Consider the following 25,057-nt stretch of genomic DNA (forward strand, 5'->3'; position numbering starts at 1 on the left):
TAATTTATAGCTATGGAACTCGGGTTTTATATTTTGCTGAGCGTTAGAACACCGGCAGGATTTGATAGTTATGGACAGTATTTTTTAGGTAATGACCGAAATTTCGCCGACCTGCTTTTTGACAGCTTTAAGGGTAGGGAACCTTTGGACTCCGATTTACTTCATATCGACCTGATGGAAACGACGGATGAAATCCCGGTGAAAATCAAGTCGATATCCTGTACACTCGAGGAGTTAACTTGTAATATCAAATTGATTGTCCGGGGTATCTTCCGGCAGAAAAACCTCACAGAATTTAACGGATATGGACAGGCAACAATGGAATGAAATGCTCATCGGCATGCTCACGATGCTGGTGTTATTGACAGAATTGTTTTTATGGTTAACCAGCCCAGGTCACCGCTTGCCCGAAATGAATCAGAAATTATTGCTCACCGGCGCCTTGCTTTGGATATCGGGCATTCTTTTTCGTATAAACAAAACAGACAGCGATGACTGGGCGATATAATATTGAAACGCTTGTTCTGCTCTTGACTTCGTGAAATGGTATTTTTTTCCTGATTGGGTGCAGTCTTCGTACACCAGGTTTCCACGGGGCGTTTTTGCAGCAAGTGATTAAAAACGGTAGCCCATACCTACGCCGATGATCCATGGCCTGATCTTTACATCAGCCGGTATGTTTTTCAAAACCGGCGCAAGTTCGGGTTTGCCCGCAGGCGTTAAATTGGATGCATCAACCTTTACATCGGTAGAGAGAAATATTTTCTTCAGATCAATATTCAAGAATACTTTTTTACTGATATCGAAATCAGCACCCAACTGAGTTGCAAAAGCAAAACTGTTGTTGTAATCAATGCCGCCTACGGTTGGACCTTTATCGGCATTGTAAAAAATAGTGTAGTTAAGCCCCGCGCCGATATAGGGTTTAAAAAGGGTACCTGTGGGCAAATGATATTGCAAAGTAAGCGTAGGCGGAAGCAACCATACTTTACCGAGATCAACATCGGCCGAAGAGCCGGCACCAATAGCACTCAGGTTGGAGCCTTTTGTTTTTACCTGGTGTTTTGTTGTCGCCAGGATTAATTCTGCAGAAAAATTTTTGGCAAAAAAGTAGGTGAAATCGAGCTCGGGAACAACAGTATTGGAAATGTTTATGTCTCCGCCGATGACGCCTATCGTCGCGCTTTCCTGGGGAATAACCCCAATTGCCCTGAGGCGGATATCCCATTCATTTTTTTGCTGAGCGAAAGCGGTTATCCCGCTTAATAAAAATAAGATCAAAGTAGTAAAGAAAATCTTTTTCATAATGATTTGTATTAAATTACGGGTCAAATGTATCCCGCAGGTGATAGACTTTGCCTGACAGGAAACAGTTGTTCTCATGATACTTATCATTTCGCGTTTTCCCGGTTTATTACTGGAATGGCGACCCGGAAGCGAGCATAATACCGACGCTGCCCGCAATAAAAAAGATCCGCCCAGGGAGCGGATCTTTTTAAGATAACTTAGTTTGAGGAGGCGCTTAGGCACGGTATATTGCGTCAATGAGCAGTTTGATCCGGCCTGCGGTAAATTTTGTGTTATTTGCAGATTAGGGTTTAGCTATTTCAAGTACAATCCGGCCATCTATCTTACCATTTTTCAGGTTGGCCAAAACCGTATTGATGTCCTCTAACTTTGCGGTATGTATGGTGGCTTTAACTTTTCCTTCCACGGCGAACTCGATAGCTTCCTGCAGGTCTTTACGAGTGCCTACAATTGATCCCCTGATGGTATAGCGGTTCAGCACGGTTTCAAATATGGGGAGGTCGAAACTACCGGGCGGTAATCCATTCAGCGCGATAGTCCCTTTTCTTCTTAACGCGGATATACCTTGTTTAAACGCGATGGGTGATACAGCGGTAACCAACACGCCATGCATCCCCCCTGTTTCTTTTTGTAAAAACGCGCCGGGGTCAGTAGTTTTGGCATTAACGGTCAGCTCGGCGCCAAGGTTTTTAGCTAATTCCAGTTTTGTATCGTCTACATCAATAGCCGCAACATGCATGCCCATGGCTTTGGCATATTGTACAGCTAAGTGCCCAAGGCCACCTATGCCGGAAATAGCTACCCATTCGCCGGGTTTGGTTTCCGTTTCTTTAAGGCCTTTGTAAACGGTAACACCCGCGCAAATGATCGGTGCCATCGCGGTACAATCTGAGCCTGCCGGGAAATGCCCAACATAACGGGAATCGGCCACTACATATTCTGCATAACCGCCGTCAACGCTATAGCCGCCATTTCGCTGGTCGTTACATAAGGTTTCCCAACCGGTTATGCAAAATTCGCAGCATCCACAGGCGCTGTACAGCCAGGGTACGCCTACAATATCACCCTCCTTCAGGCCTTTAACATCAGGGCCAAGTACTACTACATAACCAATAGCTTCGTGGCCGGGAATCAGCGGCATTTTGGGTTTAACCGGCCAGTCGCCGTCAGCCGCGTGCAGGTCGGTATGGCAAACACCACTGGCTATTACTTTAACCAGTATCTCGTGCCTACCCGGTTCGCGAACCGGCATTTCTTCTATTTGCAAAGGCTGGCCAAATTCGTGCACTATGGCGGCTTTCATTTTTTTAGGTATCATATTTTCAATGGCTTATGACTAATGGTTTTTTTTATTAATACAAAGCTTGCGGAATTTAGCGGCTTAAATAGTGATCAAAATCACCTGCTGTGGTGATATGGGGCATTCAACAGGGGAAACTGCACGGAGTTCAAAAAAAATGGGATAGATAAGCGCTATTTTCCTTCATAAATGACCCCGGATGTCGGCGTTTCTTTCAATTCAATTTTAGTAAGCCCATCCAATTTTCCTGTTACGCTGTTCCAGATCCATACGGCCAGGTTTTCGGCCGTGGGGTTTTCCAAACCAGGGACCTCGTTCAGAATGGTATGGTCCAACTGGTCAACTATTGGTTTAACCGCGTTTTTGATCAGGGCGAAGTCAAGCACCCATCCTTCGGGTGTTGTTACCTCGCCTTCAAAATAAACTGTTAAATGGTAAGTATGACCATGTATGTTCCTGCATTTGTGGTGCGGCGGAACGTTGGGTAAAAAATGTGCAGAATCGAAAGTGAAGCTTTTGTAAATGATCATATAATACGCTTTTTGCGGTTTTTAGTTTGCGGGCAAAAGAAGCGCGGAAAGTACTCTGATAAAATGATCTGTATTTCTTTATTCGTTGATTGAAATCACTCGCGCATTGGTTAAAATATCTCCGGGTTATGTTTACTATACCGGCAGTAATGATTTTTCGCGGTACTTGCCCGTGTCCTCAAGTTCACAATGCGGTATAAGTTTTTTATGCGGCAAATAGTTTTTTATTATTGGTTTTTGGGGTTAGATGTTGTTTTATAGATGTTGACAATCAGATTGATAAATGACAATCGTCACTATTTTAACACCCGCTGCGCTGCAACTTTACATCGTCAAGAACGATGTTATGAAAACACTTGAAAGCGATAAAATACCTGTTGTTTTTAGAATACACCTGCAAAAAAATGACGGTTATACAGCGGCTATTATTGACGGGCAGCTGGTTAAATATTACGGCATATATAACATTGATAACCAGCTATACAATATCGAACCAAATCATAAAAAACATTAATCATATCAATTAATCAATCCTTTAAGCCATGAAAACTATTTTAGTACCCACCGATTTTTCGGAACCTGCAAAAAACGCCGCGAGCTATGCTATAAACCTTGCGCAAAATATAAAAGCGGGCTTGATATTATGTCATGCCATTAAAATACCTTCAGAAACGCCCATGGCAGCGCAGATAGCCTGGCCTTTAGAAGATTATACTTCGCTCAAAGCAGATGCGGATAAGGAACTGGAGCAACTTTCCTTAACCTTACAACAGGAAACTCCTTACGCCAAAGCGGGTGCGGGCCATAGTGTTATTAATACCTGTTGTGACGTAGGCGAGGTAATTGATGTAGTAACAGGCAAAATAGATGAAGAAAAGAGCGTAATGGTTGTTATGGGCATGTCAGGAGCGGGGGCTATGAGCAGGTTTTTTTTAGGCAGCAACACACAGGATATGATCAGCGATGCCGCCTTTCCGGTTTTACTCATCCCATCGCAAGCAAAATATCACCCTGTAACCAAAATAGCTTTTGCTACCGATTTGAACAGCAGTGATATAGAAATGATCCATTCGGTGGCAAGCCTGGCACGCTATTTTAGTGCAGAGCTATTGATAGCCCATGTAACCGACGAGAAATACGAAACAGGTGAGGAAAAACAGGAGGTAGAAGCTTTTTTAAATGAAGTTACCTGTAAAGCCAACTATCCTAAAATTTATTACAGGCACATTAAAGGTACAGGTATAATGCGCGGGCTCGATTGGCTCAGCGAACACGGAGTGATCGATATGCTGGTGATGGTACACCGTAAAGTTAACCCGCTTGAGCGCCTGTTTGGTATCAGTTATACTAAAAAACTTTCGCATCATATTGAAATACCTCTGCTGGTGTTGCCGGAAGGGCTCCCGCCGTTGCATTTCTAAAACAGGAGATGGGAGGGAGTGTATAGGATCGCATAGCAACGCGTGTTACTCTTTGTTTTTTAGCTGTGAAAAATGATACTCATCACTTTTCCATCCAACAGCCATCATTTTTCAGGTGCCGGATTACAGCCATTTTTGATCTTATAAATAGATCATCAATGGCTGTAAATATACTTACCCAAACTACCTGTTACCACTGCGGTAACGATTGTGATAAAGATCATTATGTATTGGATGGCAAAGATTTTTGCTGCACGGGCTGTAAAGGTGTTTATAAGGTACTATCTAATAGTGGGTTATGTAACTATTACAGCTATAATGAACATCCCGGCGCAACACGTACCCACGTGGAAAAGCGGTTCGAATACCTTGATGATCCTTCGATCATAGCAGACCTGGTTGATTTTACAGACGAAAACATTACCATATTAACGCTTTATATCCCTTATATCCATTGCAGCTCCTGTATTTGGCTGCTTGAGCAGTTAAATAGGTTTAACCCTGCCATTTATTACAGCCGGATTGATTTTTTGAAGAAACAGGTAAACCTGCGCTTTAATAACAGGGAGATAAGCTTAAGGCAGGTTGTGGAACTATTGGTTGATATCGGCTATGAGCCACTTATTAACCTCCAGGATGTTATTAAAAAACAACAAACCGGCACTGGCGATAATCTTGTAAAAAAGATAGCAGTAGCTGGTTTTTGTTTTGGAAATGTGATGCTGCTTAGTTTTCCCGAGTATTTGGGATTATCGGAATATGAGCAAACTTTCAGGCATTTTTTTGGCTGGTTGAACGTGCTGTTTTCGCTGCCGGTTGTTTTCTACAGCGGTAGGGAATATTTCCAATCGGCCTATACAAACCTCCGTAATAAAATATTGAATATCGATTTTCCGCTGGCGCTGGGCATAGCCGTGCTTTTTTTGCGTACGCTGATTGAGGTACTAACCCATGCGGGAGCCGGTTTTGCTGATACGCTTTGCGGGCTGGTGTTCTTTTTACTGGTGGGTAAATTTGTTCAGCGAAAAACCTATTACCATATCTCTTTTGAGCGTGACTACCGTTCGTTTTTCCCTGTTGCCGTACAGATTGTTGAGAACGGTATCGAAAAGCCGTTGCCCTTATCAGCCCTGAAAGTAGGTCAGCGGATCCGCATTCGCAGTAATGAGATTATTCCGGCCGATGCGATATTACTAAACGGCGAAGCGCGGATTGATTTTAGCTTTGTTACCGGCGAGTCAGCTCCCGTGACAAAGGTTTGGGGTGAAGTGGTTTATGCCGGTGGCCGGCAAATGGGCGAAGCTATTGAATTGGAGGTAATTAAACCAGTATCACAAAGCTACCTTACCCAATTGTGGAACAATGAAGCTTTTAGCCGTAGCCAGGAGAACCGGATGCAAACCTTTAACCAAAAGGTAAGTAAGTATTTCAGCATTGTTTTACTGGTGATTGCATTGGGTTCATTAGTTTTCTGGCTGCCGGTCGATGTTTACCGTGCTTTTTCGGCATTTACAGCTGTGTTGATTGTAGCATGCCCCTGTGCGCTGGCTTTAAGTACACCGTTCACTATGTCGGCGGCACTCAGTATTTTTGATCGTAATTTTTTCTACCTCAAAAACACCGCCGTTGTTGAACAACTGGACCGTATCAATACCATCGTTTTAGATAAAACCGGCACCATTACTATTGGCGGCGAAAACGGTGTAAGCAACAATGCGCAGCTAAGCAGTTACGATGAACAACTCATATACAGCATTTGCAGTAATTCGGCGCATCCCTTAAGCGTTCAGATTTGCGATTACCTCAAGGGCGCAGAAAAACTTCGGGTAAGTAATTACCGGGAAATAGCCGGAAAAGGTATCACTGCCTGGGTTGATGGGCATAATGTTCAAATTGGCAGCCAGTCGTTTTTAACAGGAGGAGTAGACATCGCAAAATCAACCGAAGTACACCTGATGATTAACGGGCGATACGCCGGTTATTTCAGCTTTGTTAACAAGTATCGCGAAGGGCTTGAAGATATTGCGCGGCTGGCAGCAGATTATAAAATTTACCTGTTATCAGGCGACCAGGACCGGGAGCGGAAAAATTTACTGCCTTATTTTAAGGGGGAGGGATATATGCTGTTTAACCAATCGCCGCAGCAAAAGCTTGATTTTATAAAGGCTTTACAGTTGGCCGGTAAAAAGGTAATGATGATAGGTGATGGCTTGAATGATTCGGGTGCTTTAAAACAAAGTGATTTGGGGATAGCTATTACGGATAACGTTAACAATTTTTCGCCCGGCAGCGATGCTATTTTAGATGGGCGTTCGCTCAGGTTCCTGCCCGCATTTCTTAAATTCTCAAAGGATAGTATTACCATTATTCACATCTCGTTTTTTATATCGCTTTGCTATAACCTATTAGGATTAAGCTATGCAGTAAGCGGCAGGCTTTCACCGCTCATAGCGGCCATATTGATGCCTTTAAGTACTGCAACCATCATTTCGTTCACCAGCATAGCAACACACCTCGCCGCTAAAAAAAGAAAATTATCATGAACATTATTTATTTCCTGATCGGGTGCAGCGTGCTGCTTGCACTCGTGTTTTTAGGCGCTTTTTTTTGGGCCCAGCGCAACGGCCAGCATGATGATCTCTATACCCCTTCGGTAAGGATCCTGCTGGATGATGAACCGGCTGATAAAGATAAAAAATGACCAATGTCATTATTCGGGCAAACCGTCATCATTCTGTCGGCGACAGCCCCTCAATACTTTTACACCATCAAATTATTTAATATCATATGCAGCCCGAAAATTTTTACTATGACAACAAGATCGTCCGTAATTTTGGTATCGCCACGGTGATCTGGGGTATAATTGGGATGACCGTAGGCCTCATCGTAGCCATACAATTGTATAGCCCGGGGATGAACATGGGCAACCAATACACTACATTTGGCCGCATCCGGCCCTTACACACCAACGCGGTAATTTTCGCTTTTGTGGGTAACGCTATTTTTATGGGTGTTTACTATTCATTACAGCGGCTGTTAAAAGCGCGGATGTTTAGCGATGCCCTTAGCCAAATTCACTTTTGGGGCTGGCAGCTCATCATTGTTTCGGCTGTTATTACGTTGCCCTTGGGTTTAACCACCTCGCATGAATATGCCGAACTTGAATGGCCAATAGATATTGCAATTACCCTTATCTGGGTTGTGTTTGGCATTAATATGTTTGGTACCATATTTAAACGCCGCGAACGGCATTTATATGTTGCCATATGGTTTTACATAGCCACGTTTGTCACCATAGCCGTATTGCATATTGTAAATTCATTTGAACTGCCGGTATCAGCCTTTAAAAGTTACATGGTATATGCCGGCGTGCAGGATGCACTGGTACAATGGTGGTATGGCCACAATGCGGTGGCATTTTTCCTGACCACCCCATACCTGGGCATGATGTATTACTTTTTGCCCAAAATGGCCAACAGGCCTATCTATTCCTATAAGTTAAGTATTCTGCACTTTTGGGCGCTCATTTTTATATATATCTGGGCTGGCCCGCACCATTTACTGTACACCACGCTTCCCGGTTGGGCGCAGTCATTAGGTGTGGCCTTTTCTATTATGCTGTTAGCACCAAGCTGGGGCGGCATGATCAATGGCTTGCTCACCCTGCGAGGTGCCTGGGATAAAGTTCGTGATGATGTGATCCTGAAGTTTATGGTAGTTGGCTTAACTGCTTACGGTATGGCCACGTTTGAAGGTCCTATGCTTTCATTGAAACAGGTGAACGCCATAGGTCACTTTACCGATTGGATAATTGCCCACGTACACGTTGGCGCTTTGGGCTGGAACGGCTTTTTAACCTTTGCCATCCTTTACTGGCTTATTCCGCGTATTTATAAAACGCAGTTATATTCAAAAAAGATGGCCTCGTTTCATTTTTGGATAGGTACGCTCGGGATCCTGTTTTACGCTATACCAATGTATTGGGCTGGTTTTACCCAGGGTTTAATGCTTAAAGAGTTTACACCCGAGGGGATACTGAAATATCCCGCTTTTCTGGAAACAACGATGCGTATATTGCCTATGCATGTTATGCGTTCTGTGGGTGGTGGATTATACCTGCTGGGCGTTATTGTAATGGCTTATAACCTTTGCCGCACCGCGCTGCAGGGCAAGCTCGCCGCAAATGAGCCTGCCCAGGCTATGCCGCTGCCCGCTTTAAGCAAAACCGGGCATGAAGAAACATGGCACCGGGTATTGGAACGCCGCCCAATACAAATGATGATAGCCGCATTGCTGGTTATACTGGTAGGTACTTTTATTGAGTTGATGCCAACGCTAACCATATCATCAAATATCCCCACGATAGCGGCGGTAAAACCTTATACTCCGCTTGAGTTGCAGGGACGTGATATTTATATCAGAGAGGGCTGCTCAAACTGCCACTCACAAACTGTAAGGCCTTTCCGCTCAGAAACCGAGCGCTATGGCGAATACAGCAAGGCGGGCGAATTTGTTTATGACCACCCGTTTCTATGGGGATCAAAACGTACCGGGCCCGACCTGGCGCGCGAGGGCGGCAAATATGGCAATGCCTGGCACTATAACCACCTGATGGACCCACGCCTCATGTCGCCGGGGAGTATCATGCCAAATTATGATTGGCTGTTAACCCAAAATCTTGATACGGCTACCACGGCCGCCAAAATAAAGGCCATGCGCACACTGGGTGTCCCGTATCCCGAAGGATATGAAAAAATAGCCAACAACGATCTTAGTAAACAGGAAAAAGAAATTGCTGATAACCTGTATAACGATCATATCAAAGTTAAAAACAATAAAGAAATAGTAGCCCTGATAGCCTACCTGCAACGTTTGGGTACCGATATCAAGGCGAGCAAAACCGCCGCTAAATAACAAAAGCCATGTTTAAGCAATTTACAGAACACATTTCGGGTGCCCAGGGTTACCTGTTATTTTCTCTGGGGATCTTCCTCGTATTTTTTATTGTAGTAGCTATCCTGCTTTTCAGACTCAGGAAACGGCATGTAGATCATATGCGTAATCTGCCTTTGAAGGATAGTCATGGTGAATTCCTTAATTCTTACAACTTATGAAATACCGCCGCCTGTTAATTTTACTTGTATTGATGATACCGTTACAACCGGCAATGGCCGCCGATGACAGCCTGATACCGGGCGATTTGATGAACGAGATAGGGTATGGGGCAATTATAACCATGCTGGCATTGTTTATCGTAGCCATGCTGGTATTGCTCAGGGCGCTTAGGGTGTTAACAAAAATAACGCTCCGGGCGCAGGGATATACAGAAGAGCAGATCATAGCGGAGATGAAACCCGTCAAAAAGGTTAAAAAGCCTAAAACAGAGGTTTGGAACAAATTGCTGTCGCTAAGGCCGATGTCTGAAGAAAAGGAGCTGATCATAGCACATGATTATGACGGTATCCAGGAGCTTAACAATCCTATTCCTGGCTGGTTCAGCTACCTGTTTTACATCACCATTATTTTTGCGGTTGGTTACATCCTCATTTATCATGTATTTGGCTTGGGGCAGTTGCAATATGATGAATATAAAACTGAGATGGCCCAGGCAGATATTGCCAAAAAAGAATACCTGAGCAAGGCCGCTAACCGGGTTGACGAAACCACAGTTAAACTCGTTACCGATCAGGCTGTACTGGTTTCGGGGCAGGCGATTTTTAAACAAAGCTGCGTTCCGTGTCACGGCGACCACGCGCAAGGGGTGGTTGGCCCCAACCTTACCGATGATTACTGGCTGCACGGTGGTAAGATCAATGATGTGTTTAAAACCATAAAATACGGCATACAGGCCAAAGGGATGCCCAACTGGGAGAAACAGTTATCGCCTAAGCAAATCTCGGATGTGGCAAACTATATAAAATCATTGCATGGCAGCAATCCGGCTAATCCTAAAGAACCGCAGGGCGAAAAAGATGCGGATGACAATGCGGCAAAAGGCAAAAAGATAGCAAAAATATAACGATTATGGATGGCTTACTGGCGGCAAAAGAAAACGGGAAAAGACAGTGGATGTATCCGCTGGTACGTAAAGGCAGGTTTTATAAATGGAGAAGCTGGTTAAGCTATTTTTATCTCATTTTCTTTTTTGCTGGGCCGTTTTTACGAATCAATGGCCAGCCGTTGTTGCTGCTCAATGTGATAGATCGACAATTTGTACTGCTGGGGCAGGTGTTTTGGCCGCAGGATATTTTTCTGTTTATGCTGGCTTCGCTTGTTTTTTTGGTTTGCGTGGTAATATTTACTATTGCTTTCGGTCGTATTTTCTGCGGTTGGATCTGCCCTCAAACCATATTTATGGAAATGGTTTTCAGAAAGATAGAGATTTGGATAGAAGGGGATGCCAATAAGCGTAAAAAGCTTGACGCTGGTGCCTGGACACGGGAAAAAATCATCAAAAAAACAGCCAAACATGCTTTGTTTGTATTGGTCTCCTTTCTGATCGCCAACACTTTCCTTGCTTATATCATCGGCAGCGAAAGCCTTGTTAAAATTATTGTTGAGCCTGTTACAGCCCATTGGGTTGGTTTTATCAGTATATGGGTATTCACCATTGTATTTTATTTGATTTACAGCCAGGTACGTGAGCTGGTTTGCACATTGATATGCCCTTACGGGCGTTTACAAAGTGTATTGATTGATGAGCATACTTTAGTAGTAGCTTATGACGATGTGCGCGGCGAACCACGGGGCAAGTTAAGCCGTAACGCGGACCCTTTTAACCTGAAAGGCGATTGCGTTGATTGCAGCCTATGCGTTGCTGTTTGTCCTACAGGTATTGATATTCGTAAAGGAACTCAAATTGAATGTATCAACTGTACCGCCTGCATAGATGCCTGCGACCAGGTAATGGACAAGATAGGAAAGCCCCGCAACCTGATTGGCTACTTCTCCGAAAATATGATCAGGCTGAAAGAAAAGCCCTCGTTTACCGGGCGCATGATGGGATATACCGCGGTAATAACCGTGCTGGTAGCTGTACTTGGTTATTTTATTTTCAGCCGGAGCGATATGGATATCACCGTTATGCGCAGTGCGGGAATGCTTTATCAGCAGCAGCCGGGCGGCTACATCAGTAATATTTATAATGCCGAAATCATTAATAAAACCAATCAGGATAGAGTGATCAGGATAGGGGCGGATGATCCGGCTGTTAAGATCAGTTATATCCAGTCGCCCGGACCGGTTGCAAAGGGCGGATCGGCTAAAACGGTGTTTTTTGTCATGCTCCCTGCATCAAAAATACATACCGCCAAAACTACCATTAAACTGAACCTGTTGCTTGGCGGTAAGGTGGTTCAATCTGTAAAAACCAATTTTATAGCACCAACAAATGATTAAGCATATGAACTGGGGAAAAGGAATAGTAATAGGCATGCTGGCTTTTATGAGTTACATTGTAGCCATGGGCGTTGCCATGTTCAGGCAGCCCGACGATGTCGATCCGCATTATTACGAAAAAGGGCTTGCGTTTAATGCCGATTATGATAAAGAGAAGCAAGTGCTTAGCGATAAAGCACAGCCATCAATCAGCATTAATAACAATATCCTTTTAGTAAAGTTTGCAGGCCCGGTAAAGGGAGCAGTAGATTTAAAGCGCCCGGACGACGGCAAAATGGACAAACATATCAATCTGCAGAGCAACCTGGCGGGGAATGTGAATATCCCTCTGACTGATGTAAAGCCAGGTAGGTGGCAGCTGGTTTTTAATTGGGAAAACAAGGGCAAAAAATACCTGTATACCAAAGAAATATTTATACCATGAGCCCCAGTCAAATCGCTTTTTTTATAGGCTCGTTCGGTAGTGTTCACTGTATAGGAATGTGCGGGCCGCTCGCCCTCGCTATCCCCATTAACCACAGTAGCTTTTGGCTGCTCTTGTGGGATAAGTTGGTATATAACCTTGGGCGTACTATAAGTTACGCAACCCTCGGGTTAATAACCGGGCTCATCGGTAAGCAATTATGGCTTTCAGGTTTGCAGCAGGGGGTAAGCATCATTAGCGGGATACTGATCCTGCTGGCGGCCGGTTCAAGATTGTGGAAGTTGAAAATTCGTAACAAAAGTAGTGGCAACTGGCTGCTGAAGCCTTTTAATGCGTTGCTTACTTATGCGTTACAGCACCGGGCTGGCCATTTGGCCATAGGCTTGTTAAACGGCTTTTTGCCCTGCGGTTTTGTTTACCTGGCGCTCATAGGTGCGGTAAACACTTCATCAGTGGGTGCTTCCGTGCAATACATGATTTGGTTTGGTTTGGGTACCCTGCCTTTAATGCTGGCAGTCACTGTTGGCAGTGGATTTGTTAACCAGGGCATCCGAAGAAAGATGAACAGGATGGTTCCCTATTTTATGCTATGCCTTGGCGTCTGGTTTTTACTGCGCGGGCTCGCGCTTGACATTCCTTATCTGAGTCCGCCATCGGCCAGCGGAATCGTTATTTGTAAGTAACACCATAGGTACATTGATGAGCCTCATGTTTATTCTAAATACATAATATTAAATTAATTATATGCACAGCTTTCATATACCTGTTTTAGGTTTGGGATACTCTGTTGATACACCGCTAAAAGTGGCCCGGTACGGTATCTCGTCTGTTGTTTCAATTGTTGATGATGAACTCGTTGAGCGTATGCGGCAGTATCATTCAACTCAAAATGGTTTGCCATTTACGCCTATTTTAAAAAGTGGGCCCGACAGCCGTTCAAAACGGATCACAGCCTATCTTAATTTATTAAACGAATTGGTAAATAGGCAGTTTGAAGAACTTAAACAAATGCCATTTAAACAGGGAATGGACATCGACCGTTACTTCAACCTGCTACCTGAGGCGTCGTCTTTAAAGCAGGGTTACGAACTGATGAACGAGTATCCTGAGGGGGAACGTAAACAGATCTTTCAAGATCTTTTGCGCGCCAGAATGAACAAAGGCGCTATTGATGTAAATATCATGGCCAAAGTTGATAAAATGAACTTTGATGCAGACGGCAATTATACCGGCGATACCCATACCGACGCGCTTGCTGCTTTAAAAGGCTTTGCTGAAAGCGATCTGGGTTCATCAGTGGTACTTTCGGCGGGCATGAACCCGAGGCTGTACAGTTACCTGGAAACTTTTAAGTGTTTTTATCCTGATGGCAATAACGAGCTCCGTAAACGGATCGTTTTAAAGGTGAGCGATTTTCGTTCGGCGTTGATCCAGGCTAAGTTTTTAGCAAAGAAAGGGCTGTGGGTGTCAGAATTCAGAATTGAATCGGGCCTGAATTGTGGCGGGCATGCTTTTGCTACTGATGGCCTGCTGCTCGGGCCCATCCTGGAAGAGTTTAAACTGAAAAGGGAAAATATGATGCACGAACTGCTTGACCTCTATCAACCTGCACTTGCCGAAAAGGGGTTTACAGAGGCCAGTCCGGCGCAAAAGATCAGCGTACAGGGTGGGATAGGCACTATGCAGGAAGATGTTTTTTTGAGGAAGCATTATCAGATGGATGCTACTGGTTGGGGCAGCCCGTTCCTGCTGGTACCCGAAGCCACCAATGTTGATGAACATACGCTGCAACAATTGGCAGGCGCCGGCCATGATGATTTTTATGTAAGCTCGTCATCACCGCTGGGTATCCTGTTCAATAACTTCAGCAAAAGCTCGGGCGAAGAGCAAAGACTTAGCAGGATAGCAAATGGCAGGCCGGGTAGTCCCTGCAATAAAAAATATTTAGTATCAAATACCGAGTTTACCGAACATCCCATTTGCACAGCATCACGTGAGTACCAGCATCTGAAAATAAAACAGCTAAAACACAGTGAGCTTCCGGCAGATGAAATTCAAAAACAGATAGATGCTGTTACCGAAAAGGTTTGCTTATGCGAAGGGCTTTGTGCATCTGCTTATATCAAAAACGATATTCTGAAAGCCCGGGAAAACAAGGCAGTAACCATTTGTCCTGGACCGAATATCGCCTTCTTTTCGGGAGTGTATACGCTTGATGATATGGTTGGCCACATTTATGGGCGCATCAACCTGCTTGAGGCAACAATCCGCCCTAACATGTTTATCAATGAGTTAAACCTTTACATCGATTACCTGAAAAAGGATATTTCGGACTATGTAGCAAACCTCAACGAAAAGAAAGGAAAATACCTACTCAAATTTAAAGACCAATTACAGCAGGGTATCACATACTATAAAGAACTGATCCCGCAAATAAGCAACCAAACCCAGGATTACCTGGAGCGCATGTTGAAAGACCTGCTCTTATCAGAAGAGAAACTGCAATTGCTAAATATCTAAAACAAAGAAACCGGGAATCGATCCCGGTTTCTTTGTTTAACTGATAGTTGGTGTTGTCAAAGACTTATCCGGTCATACTGAATAACTGCGTGGTAGGTTTATCGGCCCATAGGCGGGCATCAAGCGCCATACATATATTGCGTAAAAAGCGTTTACCCATGGGGGTAACAGTAATGCACCATGAATTTAATTCAACCAGCCCGTCCTGCTCAAATTGACGCATACGTTCTAACCCCTCTAAAAAAGCTTCACTTGTTTCATTATGCAGGTTCCAGCAGGTTTTGCTGTTACACATGATATTTAAAATATGCCTGCGAATGCTCAGATCATCGGCCGTAAGCATATGTCCTTTAAATACCGGTAGCTGGCCGGCATTAACTAATTGCATGTATTCCTCTACTTTTTTTACATTTTGGGCAAAGGCATACCAGCTATCGCTTATGGAGGATACGCCCAAACCAATCATTAATTGGGTATATTGATGGGTGTAACCCATGAAATTACGGTGCAGCGTACCATTTTGTTCGGCTAAGTAAAGGCTATCCGCGGGCAAGGCGAAATGGTCCATGCCAATTTCATGATAACCCAATGCTGTAAATAATTCGCGTCCACATTCATACAAAGCCCTTTTTTCATTAGCATCTGGCAGGTCGTTTTCGGTAAAACGGCGCTGGCCGGGTTTTATCCAGGGTACATGGGCATAACTGTAAAAAGCGATTCTATCGGGCATTAATTTCGCCACCTGGCTAATGGTATCCTTTAGCCCGTTGATGGTTTGAAGCGGGAGGCCATATATCAGATCGAAGTTAACGGATGTGTACCCGATCCGCCGGGCTTGCTGAGTAACCAGTTTTACCAGTTCAAAACTCTGGATCCGGTTAATGATAAACTGAACCCTGGGATCAAAATCCTGGATGCCGAGGCTTATCCTCCTGAAACCGAGATTGTATAAAACCTGTAAATGATCAACAGTTGTATTGGCGGGGTGCGCCTCAAAGCTAAACTCGGCCCGGGGATGGATAGTTGATGAATTTAATATACCATTGATCAGTATGGCCAGGTGTTCGGGTTTAAAAAATGTAGGTGTGCCGCCGCCAAGGTGTATTTCCCTGATAACGGGTTTGCTTTCAAAGGTATTGAGATACATGGCCCATTCCATCAAAACAGCTTTAATGTATGGCTCTTCTACCCGGTGGTTTTTGGTGATGCGGGTATTACAACCGCAATAGGTACACAGACTTTCGCAAAATGGCAGGTGAATATACAGGCTGATCCCGTCACGATCGTTACTCTCCTTAAAAGAAAGCGATACTGATTTTCGCCATTCCTCTTCGTCGAAGTTTTCAATGTTCCAATACGGTACGGTAGGGTAACTGGTATAACGGGGAGCAGCAACGTTGTATTTATCAATAAGGTGCTGGGGGATTTTCATAAATATTAAGCTTTGGTAGTATCAACCGTTGATAGCTCACCGGTCGCTTTGCAGTTTTTTGCACACACACACGCATTTCCAACGCACTTTTTAGCCTGCCACTGATCAAGATTTTTTATGGTTTGATTTGCTATTTGCTGTAATGCTTCATTGGTTAAAAAAGCCTGATGGGGGGTGATGAGGACATTTTTAAAGGCCATCAGTTTTTCCAGCAACGGGTCCTTATCGGTATCGTGTTGATGCTGCTCAAAAAACAGGCCTTTTTCTTTTTCATAAACGTCGAGTCCTAAATAACCTATTTTACCGGTTTCAACGGCCTGTAATACTGCTTCAGTATCAATTAACCCTCCCCGCGAAGTATTCAGGAGCATGACTCCATCTTTCATCAAAGCAAGGGTCTCATTATTTATCATATGATAGTTTTCGGGGCAGAGGGGGGCATGTAATGAAATGATATCGGCAGTAGCAAGCAGGTCAATCATAGCCACTTGTTCAACTCCCGCCAATTTTGATTTGGCGAATGGATCGTATCCAATAACACGACAGCCAAAGCCGTTAAAGATAGCGGCAGTCGCTTGCCCGGTATGTCCCAGGCCAATAATGCCAACTGTTTTGCCGTATAAATTAAACCCCATGAGGCCATTCAGCCTGAAATCAAACAGGTGGCTGTGGGCGTTTGATTCGGTTAAATGCCTGTTTAGGGCAAGTGCCATGGCAACGGTATGTTCGGCAATAGCCTGCGGCGAGTATTCAGGCACGTTGGCCAGTTTTATGTTGCGCAAAGCTGCTGTTTCCTTATCTATATGATCTGTACCGGCCGACCGGGTAGCAATATATTTAACGCCAAGATCGGCCAGTTGGTTGATAACATAGGCAGATACCTCGTCATTGGTAAAAACAACTACCGCTTCCTTACCTTCGGCATAAACCGCGGTTTCAGAATTTAACGGGTTAGAGATAAGGGTAATATCATGTTTTTTTTGGTTCGCTCTGGCCAAAAATTCCTTTTCGAACGCCTTGATACTGTAAGCTACTACTTTCATCTGTGCACATTTATATTAAACAAAACTACCCGGATGGCACCGGCAAAACCATGAGCGTGGTCAGTGATAAAAATGACCTTTGTCAGTTTTTCATTTTTACCAGCTTGTTAAGGTCTGTTATATTGATGGTTGCACCTTTCTTTTCTATCAGGCCTTCCTCTTTAAAATCAGAAAGCGTACGGCTTACCGTTTCGGTAGCCATACCGGCCATTGATGCCATTTCTTCCCTTGATATTTTAAATTCCTGTTTTTCGCCGTTTTGCTTGTTCAGCCTTACCAATACCTGCGCCAGCCGTTTCCTTACCGAATGATAGGCCAGTTCGATGAGCTGTTCTTCCTTTTCTTTGATATTGTTTGACAGTATTTTCAAAAACTGCCGGCCAACGTCGGGATACCGGTCAAGCATGGTTAAAACGGTATCTTTCGGCAGCAGGCATATGGCTGCGTCTTCGGTTGCTTCGGCAGTTTCGCCATAAGCATCATCAAGCAGCAGGGCATGCACGCCGAGGTAGTCGTCGGCTTTATATAAGCCGGTCATCAGTTCCCTGCCGTCTTCGGCCAGTTTAAATGTTTTTATGCTGCCTTCCATCACCAGGTAAATTCCCTGGGGGCTATCTCCATCATAAAATAATACCTGTTTTTTTCTTATCTGCCTTATTTTTCGACTGGCTATCAGTGCGTTTAACTCGGCTGCGCCGTTGCGCGAATTGATGGCGAGGTGCTCTATTTTTTGCAGCGACCTGCTAAAAAATGCCTGTTGTTTTTCTTTTTTGCTCAACCTGCTATCAATGGCATTAAGCAATTCTATATCGTCAAAAGGTTTGGTAAGGTAATCATCGGCACCCATTTCCATGCCTTTTCTAAAGTCAATCCGTTCGGCTTTCGCGGTTAAAAATATAAAAGGTATGTTATCCGTTTCGAGTGATTTGCTGAGCATGAATAATACGCCATACCCGTCAAGCTCGGGCATCATGATATCGCACAAAATAAGGTCCGGTTTATGCTTTATAGCTAAGTCGACACCAATTTTGCCGTTACCGGCCTGCAATACAAGGTAACCGGAAAGTTCCAGTATTTCGGCGGTGCTTTCCCTTATATCGGTATTGTCTTCAATAATGAGGATACTTTTTTTCATGGTTGCGAAAATGTGAGCGTGAATGATGTTCCGTAATTAACTTTGCTTTCAAATTGCACCGTGCCGTTGATAAGGCCAACGTAGCGCGCCACTATATTAAGACCGAGACCGGTACCTGGTATATTGCCGGTATTATGTGCCCTGAAAAACGCTTCAAACAAGTGCTTCTGGTCATTTTCAGGGATGCCTATACCATTATCCTTAACCACAACAACCAGCTGATCGCTGGCTACCTCCGTGTTAAATTCAATAAAGGTATTTTCGCCCGAGTATTTGATGGCGTTGCTGATCAGGTTAATGATGCAGTTTTTTAATAGTGCCGGATCCAATTTAAAAACACTGGTAGTACCGGTATGCTGATAAATGATATTTTGGTTTTGTTTGGCTACCAGTTGCATTTCTTCGGTTATTTCCTCACCAAATTTTACCAGGTTAAATTCGGTAAATATGGGCTCGACCTTCCCGGCTTCGAGTTTTTCAAGCGACAGGAAATCATTCAGGATACCCGTAAGGTTGCCAACCGTCGTTTTTATTTTGGCGATGTGTTTGCTGATGTTAGGATTGCTAAACTCCTGCGCATATTTTTCAACAAGAATGGCCGAAAGCTGAATACTGCTCAGCGGGGTCCTGAACTCGTGCGAGGCCATTGACACAAAACGGCTTTTCATCTGTCCAAGTTCTTTTTCTTTTTCTAATGACAGGCTAACCTCTTCTTTAGCCTGCAGCAATTCGGTTACCGAATGCTTTAAAGAAATTGTACGCTCCTCCACCAACTCTTCTAAATGGATGGCGTAGTCCTTTAACCTTTCTTCTGCCTCCTTTTCGCGTGTGAGGTCATGGATAAAACCGGTATAGATTTTTCGACCTGAAAACTGCACTTCACTTACCCCCAGGCGGAAAGGGAATACGGAGCCATTTTTTTTTAACCCTTTAACTTCGCGGCCAAAACCTATAATGTGCGGCTCGCCTGTGTTTTGATAACGGTTTATATAACCATCGTGCAGTTCTTTGTCGGGCGACGGCATTAAAACAGAGATATTTTTACCAATTACTTCGCCGGGACTGTATTGAAATAGATTACACGCAGCCGGATTGATAGACTCGATAATTCCGTAGTTGTTTATGGTAATTATGCCGTCTATGGCATTTTCAATAATTGCTTTTAGCAGCGCGGCATTCTCCATCAACGGTTTCTTGTTTAATGACAAAGATCACTAATGGATTTAGTCTTCAATATGATACGTCTCACTATAAAAAATGATCACGATCACTTTTTATGATGTGGCACAAAGTAGCCGAGGTTATTAAACACGATTACCAGGAACCGTTAAGCTTAAAAAAGAGGGAAATATGCCGGGCATTTCTATCGGGCTAAAAGCACCTTTATTAAAAAGGATGGGTAATAAAGCTTAGGCATAAAATAGCCGAATAGCTGAGGAATTGCCGCCCCATAAACGAATTTGTTTACGGGGCGGTAATTTTTATATGGTATGAATTTGTCACGAAACCGGAATGAAAAATTTCATTACCGGAACCGCCGCAAATAAAGGTCACTGATTACCATGCGCTGTTTTGTTTGAGTACGCCATTTGATGAAGTAACAAATGTTTGCGGAAGAGGGAAATGACTGAATTTGGCGTAATTAAAATTAGTTCTCCCATAAACAGTCTTGAGCAGGTTTTCTGTGTAGCCAGTGCCTGAACTGCCATTGGGACCAGCCACTTTGTTATATCTTACCAGGTCGTACCAACGATTGAATTCGAGGGCCAGCTCTATCCGGCGTTCATGCCAGATAGCTAACCGCAATGCTGTTTTATCCGTAGTTATAATTTGTGGAAGGATACCCGCTCCATCATTTTCGCCTGCTGCGACTGATGCCGCGAATGTTTTATTACCACGGGCTCTGAAACGGATCATTTCCAGGTATTTCAACGCGTCGGATATATTGCCCAGCTCATTATTGGCTTCGGCGGCTATCAAAATGATGTCGGCATACCTGAGGTACATCGGGTTAACACTCTGAAAGTTAAAGTTACCGCCGTTCCAGTATGAATACGGCCAGATTACTTTTTTATTGGCATAATTGGTGGATGCCGGGAATGCCACCGGCTGGTTGTTGTTAAAGCCGGGAATGATGTCAGTTTTCGTAAAAATAGTCGCGCTCATTCTCGGGTCACCTTTTTCATAACTGTTAACCAGGTTAGGTGAGGGGAAGATATCTCCATTTGAACCCAGCGAGGGAAGCCCCTGGTATTGAAGGTAAGGTCCGTACTGGCGTCCGGCAGGCAGGGATGTGTTGTAAATAAATCCACCGGGCATCATATTTTCAGTAGAATACAATTGATCGGGGCTGAACAGGTTGCGGTAATTGCTGTAAAGGCTGTATTCGCCGCCATTGATAACTGCTTCGGCATATAACTTCGCGTTAGCATAATCCTGCTCATAAAGATAAACCTTCGATAAAAGTCCCTGTGCCGTGCCTTTGGTAACACGGCCGAGGTTGGCCGTTCCCCATTGGCTTCTCGTTGGCAAGTGATCTATAGCATACTTCAGGTCTGATATTACCAGCTTAATGATATCCGCATGTGAGCTTTTAGGAATATTATATTCTGCGGTTGAAACCGGGTCGTGGTCACGCAGCGGTGCATCGCCGAATACATTCGTCAGGTCGAAGTTATAATAAGCCCTGAAATATTTGGCCTGGGCTTCAAATAATTGTGCCGAATAGGGTGCTTTCAAAGTTGAGGTGCGGTCAATAACTACGTTGCAGTAGTGGATGTTTTCAAAGGCCCGTCCCCAGTAGCGCTCTATCATGTAATTATCCGTGAGGTAGCTGTAATCCTGAAACACCTTAAAGTCAGCATTCCCGCCCACAATAAAGTCATCGCCGCACATTTCTTTTGTTGAATACTGGTGTTGCCCTATCCGGAATTCTCTCCAGGCAATGGAGCCATAAAGGCGGTTTACCGCCAAACCAAGCGTTGTTGTATCGGCCGAAAAGGTTGCGCTCGAAAGCACCCCAAGCGGCTCTTTATCAAGAAAGCTCTTTTTGCAGGAACATGTCGCAAAAAGCCCTAAAACAACAATGAATTTTATAACATTTTTCATAACTGTTATTTCTTATTTAAAAAGTTAAGTTTATACCCAATCTGGCAGTGCCTGAAACCGGATATGTCCGGAAATCATCGCCTATAGTTGAAACCCCGTAAGCATTTGACACTTCGGGAGAGAATCCTTTATACTTGGTTATATAAAAAGGATTGGTGGTGTTAACATACACGCGAAGCCCAGAAATCCCAACCCTTTTCAATGGCTGTTTGTTGAAAGTATATCCCAGTTCGATGAACCGCGCCTTGATATAAGTGCCGTCAAAAATGTTGAAATCGGATGATTGGGTTGTTGAAGTGTTAACAGCATAACGCGGAATGGCGGTATTGGTATGGGTAGGGGTCCAGGAATCCAGCCATTCGACATTTAGGTTGGATAGTCCGGAACTTACAAACTGGTTCCGGGTATCATTATAGATCTTACCGCCAAAACTGCCCATCATATCGATGGTGAAGTCAAAACCCTTGTAATCTGCCGAAAGCGTCAAACCTCCGACAAATTTTGCATAAGGCGAACCGATATCTGTTTTATCATTTGCATCCACGAAACCATCGCCGTTTATGTCTTTGAACAGCAGGTCGCCAGGTTTTAATCCCGACCAGTATTGTTTTGTTGGATTGCCTGATTTTGCTGCGGCTGCCGCATTTAGCTGGTCAATCTGTGCCTGGCTTTGCACAATGCCGAGCGATTGATAACCATAAAAATCGCCGATAGGGGCACCTGCTTTTGATACGTGGGTAGATGGCACCTGGAAATCTGATGCATACGAAGTGAGTCCTTTAAAGTCCAGAATTTTGTTCTTGTTGGCGGTCCCGGTTACTTTTACACCATATCCCAAACCGCCGATGCGGTCATTCCAGCTTACTGCCAGTTCCACACCGCTGTTCCGGACAGTTCCTGCGTTTGAATATGCAGGGGCTGTGCCTGTAGAACCTCCCGGCACAGGCAGTATTAACAGGAGGTTTTTGGTGTCCCTGCGATAATAGTCGCCTTCAATGCGCAATCTGTTTTTTAGTGTGCCAAATTCGATACCGGCATCAGTTTGCTGTGAAACTTCCCAGGTAATATTAGGGTTTGATGCGGCTACGATTGTTGCCATCGGATAGAAAACGCCGTTAAATACACCATCGTAAGTTGTTTCCTGGTTAAGCAGGTTGAAAGTTTGGTAATTGGCGATTTTGTTGCTGCCTATCCGGCCCCAGCTCCCACGCACTTTCAGGTTGCTTATCCACGACACGTTTTTCAGGAATTTCTCTTCGGAGGCGCGCCATCCAAGGGCTACTGACGGAAAATATCCCCAGCGGTGTCCTTCGGCGAATTTTGATGACCCGTCGGCGCGGAACGAAGCAGTTAACAGATACCTATCCTTGTAGCTGTAGTTTGCCCTGAAAAGATACGAAAGGATAGACTCGCTGGATGGCAAGGCGCCAAGTGAGCTGATGTTTGAGGAGGGATAAACCTGGATATAACGATAATTAGGATCAGTTGTAGTCAATGGGCCGTTTCCGGTTACATCCACTCCTCTAAAATCGGTGTTTTGAGCGGTATAGCCTGCCAAAAGATTTATGTGGTGAGAAGCACCCAGTTGTTTGTCATAAGTTAGTGTATTTTCCCATAGCCAGGTTGAAACCGTGGTATATCCGTTTTCAATACTGGTTAAACTGCTTTGATTTGCTCCCAGGTTGTACGGAGGTATATATCTGTTGATATTATTCAAAGTATAATCTACACCATAGCTGCTCCGGAATGTAAGGCCTTTAAATAGTTCATAGTTCAGGTACCCATTGCCAACAAATTGCAGCGGATGGTTTTGAACATCTTTATGAAGGTAAAGTTCAGCAAATGGGTTAACGATGTCCACATCCTGGCCTGATGAAAAAGAGCCATCGCTTTTGTAAACAGGGATCAGGGGCGATATACGGGTTATTGAATTAATACCCCTGCCTGTATTGGAACCGCCATCGCCGTTATAATGACTGCTGGCCAGCGATAGGTTATGCCCGAAGGTTAACTTTTTGCTGATCTTATATTCATTATCGGCGCGCAGAGTTAAACGGTTATAGTTGGTGTATTTCAATACGCCATCTTCATTATGGTAACTGGCGCTGATATTATAATTGACATTTTCGCTTCCTCCGCCAACAGACAGCTGATAATCGCTGACAATTCCATTTCGGGTTACCTCTTTGGTCCAGTCGGTTCCGGGGCCTATCTGGCTGATGTTGTCATAAACCGGTGCTAAACCTGCATTGGTTTTAAACAGATTAACTAATTGCGCATATTCCTGGCCGTTGGCAACATGAAACTTACGTGTCAGGAACTGATACCCCTGACTTGTTAAAAAATTGATGACAGGTTTGCCGGGTTTTCCTTTTTTAGTAGTTACCAGGATAACGCCGTTTGCTCCCCGAGATCCATATATCGCGGTAGCGGAAGCATCCTTTAAAATTTCCATCGACGCGATATCATTCGGTGCGAGGAAGCTGATATTGGTTACCATCATGCCGTCAACAACGTATAGCGGAGTAGGGTCTCCGTTTGTGCCGAGCCCGCGTATCAACACTGTAGGTGCGGCTCCGGGACCGCCCTGGCTTAGGATCTGCACGCCCGGCGTTTTTCCCTGTAGCGCCTCTGCCGCGTTACTGCCCCCTATTTTAGTTAGGTCGGCGCCTTTTATGCTGGTTACAGCACCGGTAAGGTCAGACTTGCGTTGAACACCATAGCCAACTACTACCACTTCGCTAAGCGAATTATCTTTTGCTTTCAGCTTTATGTCGATGACTGCCCGGCTGTCAACATTGACTTCCTGAGCCTCAAAGCCGGTATAAGTGAATACGAGATAAACCCTACCGTCCGGAACATTCAATGAATAATTGCCGTTTAAATCCGTTTGTGTTCCGGTAGATGTTCCTTTCAACCTGACAGAAACGCCCGGTAAAGGCTGGCCGTTATCATCCGTTACTTTACCTTTCACCACAAGGGCACTCAATTGCACACCTTTTGAATAAATAATAACGGTATTGTCTTCGCCAAGCTGATATTTGATGGCGGTGTTACTGGTCAGCAGGTCCATCACCGTATGGATCGACGCGTTACTCACCTCAATAGATTTAAGCTTGTCAATGTGCCTGATCGTTTCATCATTATAAAGGAAATGATAGTCAGACTTTTTTTCGATTTCCCGGAACGCAGTCTTCAGGCTTACATTCTTCAGGTTAAGATTGATCACAGTCTGCCCGAAACCTTTGGAATAGGATTGCAGCGTCGAGACAATGATCAGGAAAAGTATAAATTTTGTCATGAGAAGAACGTTCAAAAGTCGTTCGTGCCGCAAATAACATATGCGGCCTTGATTTTTTTTCATAATTTAGTATCAAGGGTATTTAACTAATTGGTTTATTAAGACGGACTGGTAGTTATTGTACCATTTGACGGGGA

At 44.3% G+C, this 25,057-nt stretch carries 23 protein-coding genes; 14 read left to right on the plus strand and 9 right to left on the minus strand.

Going from position 1 to position 25,057, the window contains the following annotated elements:
• Window positions 1–12 precede the first annotated feature (12 nt).
• Together MusilaSJ_RS23535 and MusilaSJ_RS23540 are read left to right on the plus strand one after the other, a co-directional pair.
• The gene (locus MusilaSJ_RS23535) at window positions 13–327 is read left to right on the plus strand and encodes a hypothetical protein (RefSeq protein ID WP_274987207.1); all 315 of its coding nucleotides are present in this window, start codon (window positions 13–15) and stop codon (window positions 325–327) included.
• The gene (locus MusilaSJ_RS23540) at window positions 305–508 is read left to right on the plus strand and encodes a hypothetical protein (protein WP_274987208.1); all 204 of its coding nucleotides are present in this window, start codon (window positions 305–307) and stop codon (window positions 506–508) included. The genes MusilaSJ_RS23535 and MusilaSJ_RS23540 overlap by 23 nt, the downstream gene beginning before the upstream one ends.
• Before the next feature lie 107 nt (window positions 509–615).
• Here MusilaSJ_RS23540 and MusilaSJ_RS23545 read toward each other — a convergent pair whose 3' ends face one another.
• Window positions 616–1,305, minus strand: a complete 690-nt coding sequence (locus MusilaSJ_RS23545) for an OmpW/AlkL family protein (protein ID WP_274987209.1) — start codon at window positions 1,303–1,305, stop codon at window positions 616–618.
• 76 nt (window positions 1,306–1,381) lie between these two features.
• Between MusilaSJ_RS23545 and MusilaSJ_RS23550 the strand changes: the two genes are divergently transcribed.
• Window positions 1,382–1,504 carry a hypothetical protein gene (locus tag MusilaSJ_RS23550; RefSeq protein ID WP_274987210.1) on the plus strand — a complete coding sequence of 41 codons (123 nt, stop codon included), beginning with the start codon at window positions 1,382–1,384 and terminating at the stop codon, window positions 1,502–1,504.
• 87 nt (window positions 1,505–1,591) lie between these two features.
• Here MusilaSJ_RS23550 and adhP read toward each other — a convergent pair whose 3' ends face one another.
• The gene (adhP, locus tag MusilaSJ_RS23555) at window positions 1,592–2,626 is read right to left on the minus strand and encodes an alcohol dehydrogenase AdhP (RefSeq protein WP_274987211.1); all 1,035 of its coding nucleotides are present in this window, start codon (window positions 2,624–2,626) and stop codon (window positions 1,592–1,594) included.
• A gap of 155 nt (window positions 2,627–2,781) precedes the next feature.
• Window positions 2,782–3,138: a 6-carboxytetrahydropterin synthase QueD gene (queD, locus tag MusilaSJ_RS23560; RefSeq protein ID WP_090533243.1), complete on the minus strand. Its 357-nt coding sequence runs from the start codon at window positions 3,136–3,138 to the stop codon at window positions 2,782–2,784.
• Between the two features lie 346 nt (window positions 3,139–3,484).
• Here queD and MusilaSJ_RS23565 point away from each other — a divergent pair, with 346 nt between their 5' ends.
• The 11 genes from MusilaSJ_RS23565 to MusilaSJ_RS23615 all read left to right on the plus strand — a co-directional run bounded on the left by MusilaSJ_RS23565 (window position 3,485) and on the right by MusilaSJ_RS23615 (window position 14,901).
• Window positions 3,485–3,652, plus strand: a complete 168-nt coding sequence (locus MusilaSJ_RS23565; RefSeq protein WP_274987212.1) for a hypothetical protein — start codon at window positions 3,485–3,487, stop codon at window positions 3,650–3,652.
• Window positions 3,653–3,680: 28 nt separating this feature from the next.
• Entirely contained in the window at window positions 3,681–4,559 is an 879-nt protein-coding gene (locus MusilaSJ_RS23570) for a universal stress protein (protein ID WP_274987213.1), read from the plus strand.
• Window positions 4,560–4,717: 158 nt separating this feature from the next.
• On the plus strand, window positions 4,718–7,102 hold the full coding sequence (locus MusilaSJ_RS23575) for a heavy metal translocating P-type ATPase (protein WP_274987214.1): 2,385 nt from the start codon (window positions 4,718–4,720) through the stop codon (window positions 7,100–7,102).
• Entirely contained in the window at window positions 7,099–7,260 is a 162-nt protein-coding gene (ccoS, locus tag MusilaSJ_RS23580; protein ID WP_188833850.1) for a cbb3-type cytochrome oxidase assembly protein CcoS, read from the plus strand. Before MusilaSJ_RS23575 ends, ccoS begins: the two co-directional genes overlap by 4 nt.
• 86 nt (window positions 7,261–7,346) lie before the next feature.
• Window positions 7,347–9,473, plus strand: coding sequence for a cytochrome-c oxidase, cbb3-type subunit I (gene ccoN, locus MusilaSJ_RS23585; RefSeq protein ID WP_274987215.1), 2,127 nt, complete (start codon window positions 7,347–7,349; stop codon window positions 9,471–9,473).
• A gap of 8 nt (window positions 9,474–9,481) precedes the next feature.
• A complete protein-coding gene (locus MusilaSJ_RS23590) occupies window positions 9,482–9,673 on the plus strand; it encodes a hypothetical protein (RefSeq protein WP_274987216.1) in 192 nt (63 codons plus the stop codon).
• A 32-nt stretch (window positions 9,674–9,705) separates the two neighbouring features.
• On the plus strand, window positions 9,706–10,578 hold the full coding sequence (locus MusilaSJ_RS23595; protein WP_274987217.1) for a cbb3-type cytochrome c oxidase N-terminal domain-containing protein: 873 nt from the start codon (window positions 9,706–9,708) through the stop codon (window positions 10,576–10,578).
• 5 nt (window positions 10,579–10,583) lie between these two features.
• On the plus strand, window positions 10,584–11,957 hold the full coding sequence (gene ccoG, locus MusilaSJ_RS23600) for a cytochrome c oxidase accessory protein CcoG (protein WP_274987218.1): 1,374 nt from the start codon (window positions 10,584–10,586) through the stop codon (window positions 11,955–11,957).
• Window positions 11,958–11,961: 4 nt separating this feature from the next.
• Window positions 11,962–12,381, plus strand: coding sequence for a FixH family protein (locus MusilaSJ_RS23605; protein ID WP_274987219.1), 420 nt, complete (start codon window positions 11,962–11,964; stop codon window positions 12,379–12,381).
• Window positions 12,378–13,064 (plus strand): sulfite exporter TauE/SafE family protein, encoded by a 687-nt coding sequence (locus tag MusilaSJ_RS23610; protein WP_274987220.1) that lies wholly within the window; start codon window positions 12,378–12,380, stop codon window positions 13,062–13,064. Before MusilaSJ_RS23605 ends, MusilaSJ_RS23610 begins: the two co-directional genes overlap by 4 nt.
• A gap of 61 nt (window positions 13,065–13,125) precedes the next feature.
• Window positions 13,126–14,901, plus strand: coding sequence for a hypothetical protein (locus tag MusilaSJ_RS23615; protein ID WP_274987221.1), 1,776 nt, complete (start codon window positions 13,126–13,128; stop codon window positions 14,899–14,901).
• A 64-nt stretch (window positions 14,902–14,965) separates the two neighbouring features.
• Here MusilaSJ_RS23615 and hemN read toward each other — a convergent pair whose 3' ends face one another.
• The 6 genes from hemN to MusilaSJ_RS23645 all read right to left on the minus strand — a co-directional run bounded on the left by hemN (window position 14,966) and on the right by MusilaSJ_RS23645 (window position 24,920).
• The gene (gene hemN, locus MusilaSJ_RS23620) at window positions 14,966–16,333 is read right to left on the minus strand and encodes an oxygen-independent coproporphyrinogen III oxidase (RefSeq protein ID WP_274987222.1); all 1,368 of its coding nucleotides are present in this window, start codon (window positions 16,331–16,333) and stop codon (window positions 14,966–14,968) included.
• 5 nt (window positions 16,334–16,338) lie between these two features.
• Window positions 16,339–17,376: a 2-hydroxyacid dehydrogenase gene (locus MusilaSJ_RS23625; protein WP_274987223.1), complete on the minus strand. Its 1,038-nt coding sequence runs from the start codon at window positions 17,374–17,376 to the stop codon at window positions 16,339–16,341.
• A gap of 82 nt (window positions 17,377–17,458) precedes the next feature.
• Window positions 17,459–18,511 carry a response regulator gene (locus MusilaSJ_RS23630; protein WP_274987224.1) on the minus strand — a complete coding sequence of 351 codons (1,053 nt, stop codon included), beginning with the start codon at window positions 18,509–18,511 and terminating at the stop codon, window positions 17,459–17,461.
• Entirely contained in the window at window positions 18,508–19,695 is a 1,188-nt protein-coding gene (locus tag MusilaSJ_RS23635) for a PAS domain-containing sensor histidine kinase (protein WP_274987225.1), read from the minus strand. The genes MusilaSJ_RS23630 and MusilaSJ_RS23635 overlap by 4 nt, the downstream gene beginning before the upstream one ends.
• Before the next feature lie 373 nt (window positions 19,696–20,068).
• Window positions 20,069–21,619: a RagB/SusD family nutrient uptake outer membrane protein gene (locus MusilaSJ_RS23640; RefSeq protein ID WP_274987226.1), complete on the minus strand. Its 1,551-nt coding sequence runs from the start codon at window positions 21,617–21,619 to the stop codon at window positions 20,069–20,071.
• A 16-nt stretch (window positions 21,620–21,635) separates the two neighbouring features.
• Window positions 21,636–24,920: a SusC/RagA family TonB-linked outer membrane protein gene (locus MusilaSJ_RS23645; RefSeq protein ID WP_274987227.1), complete on the minus strand. Its 3,285-nt coding sequence runs from the start codon at window positions 24,918–24,920 to the stop codon at window positions 21,636–21,638.
• Window positions 24,921–25,057 lie beyond the last annotated feature (137 nt).

This window comes from Mucilaginibacter sp. SJ (genome assembly GCF_028993635.1).
Lineage (GTDB): Bacteria > Bacteroidota > Bacteroidia > Sphingobacteriales > Sphingobacteriaceae > Mucilaginibacter.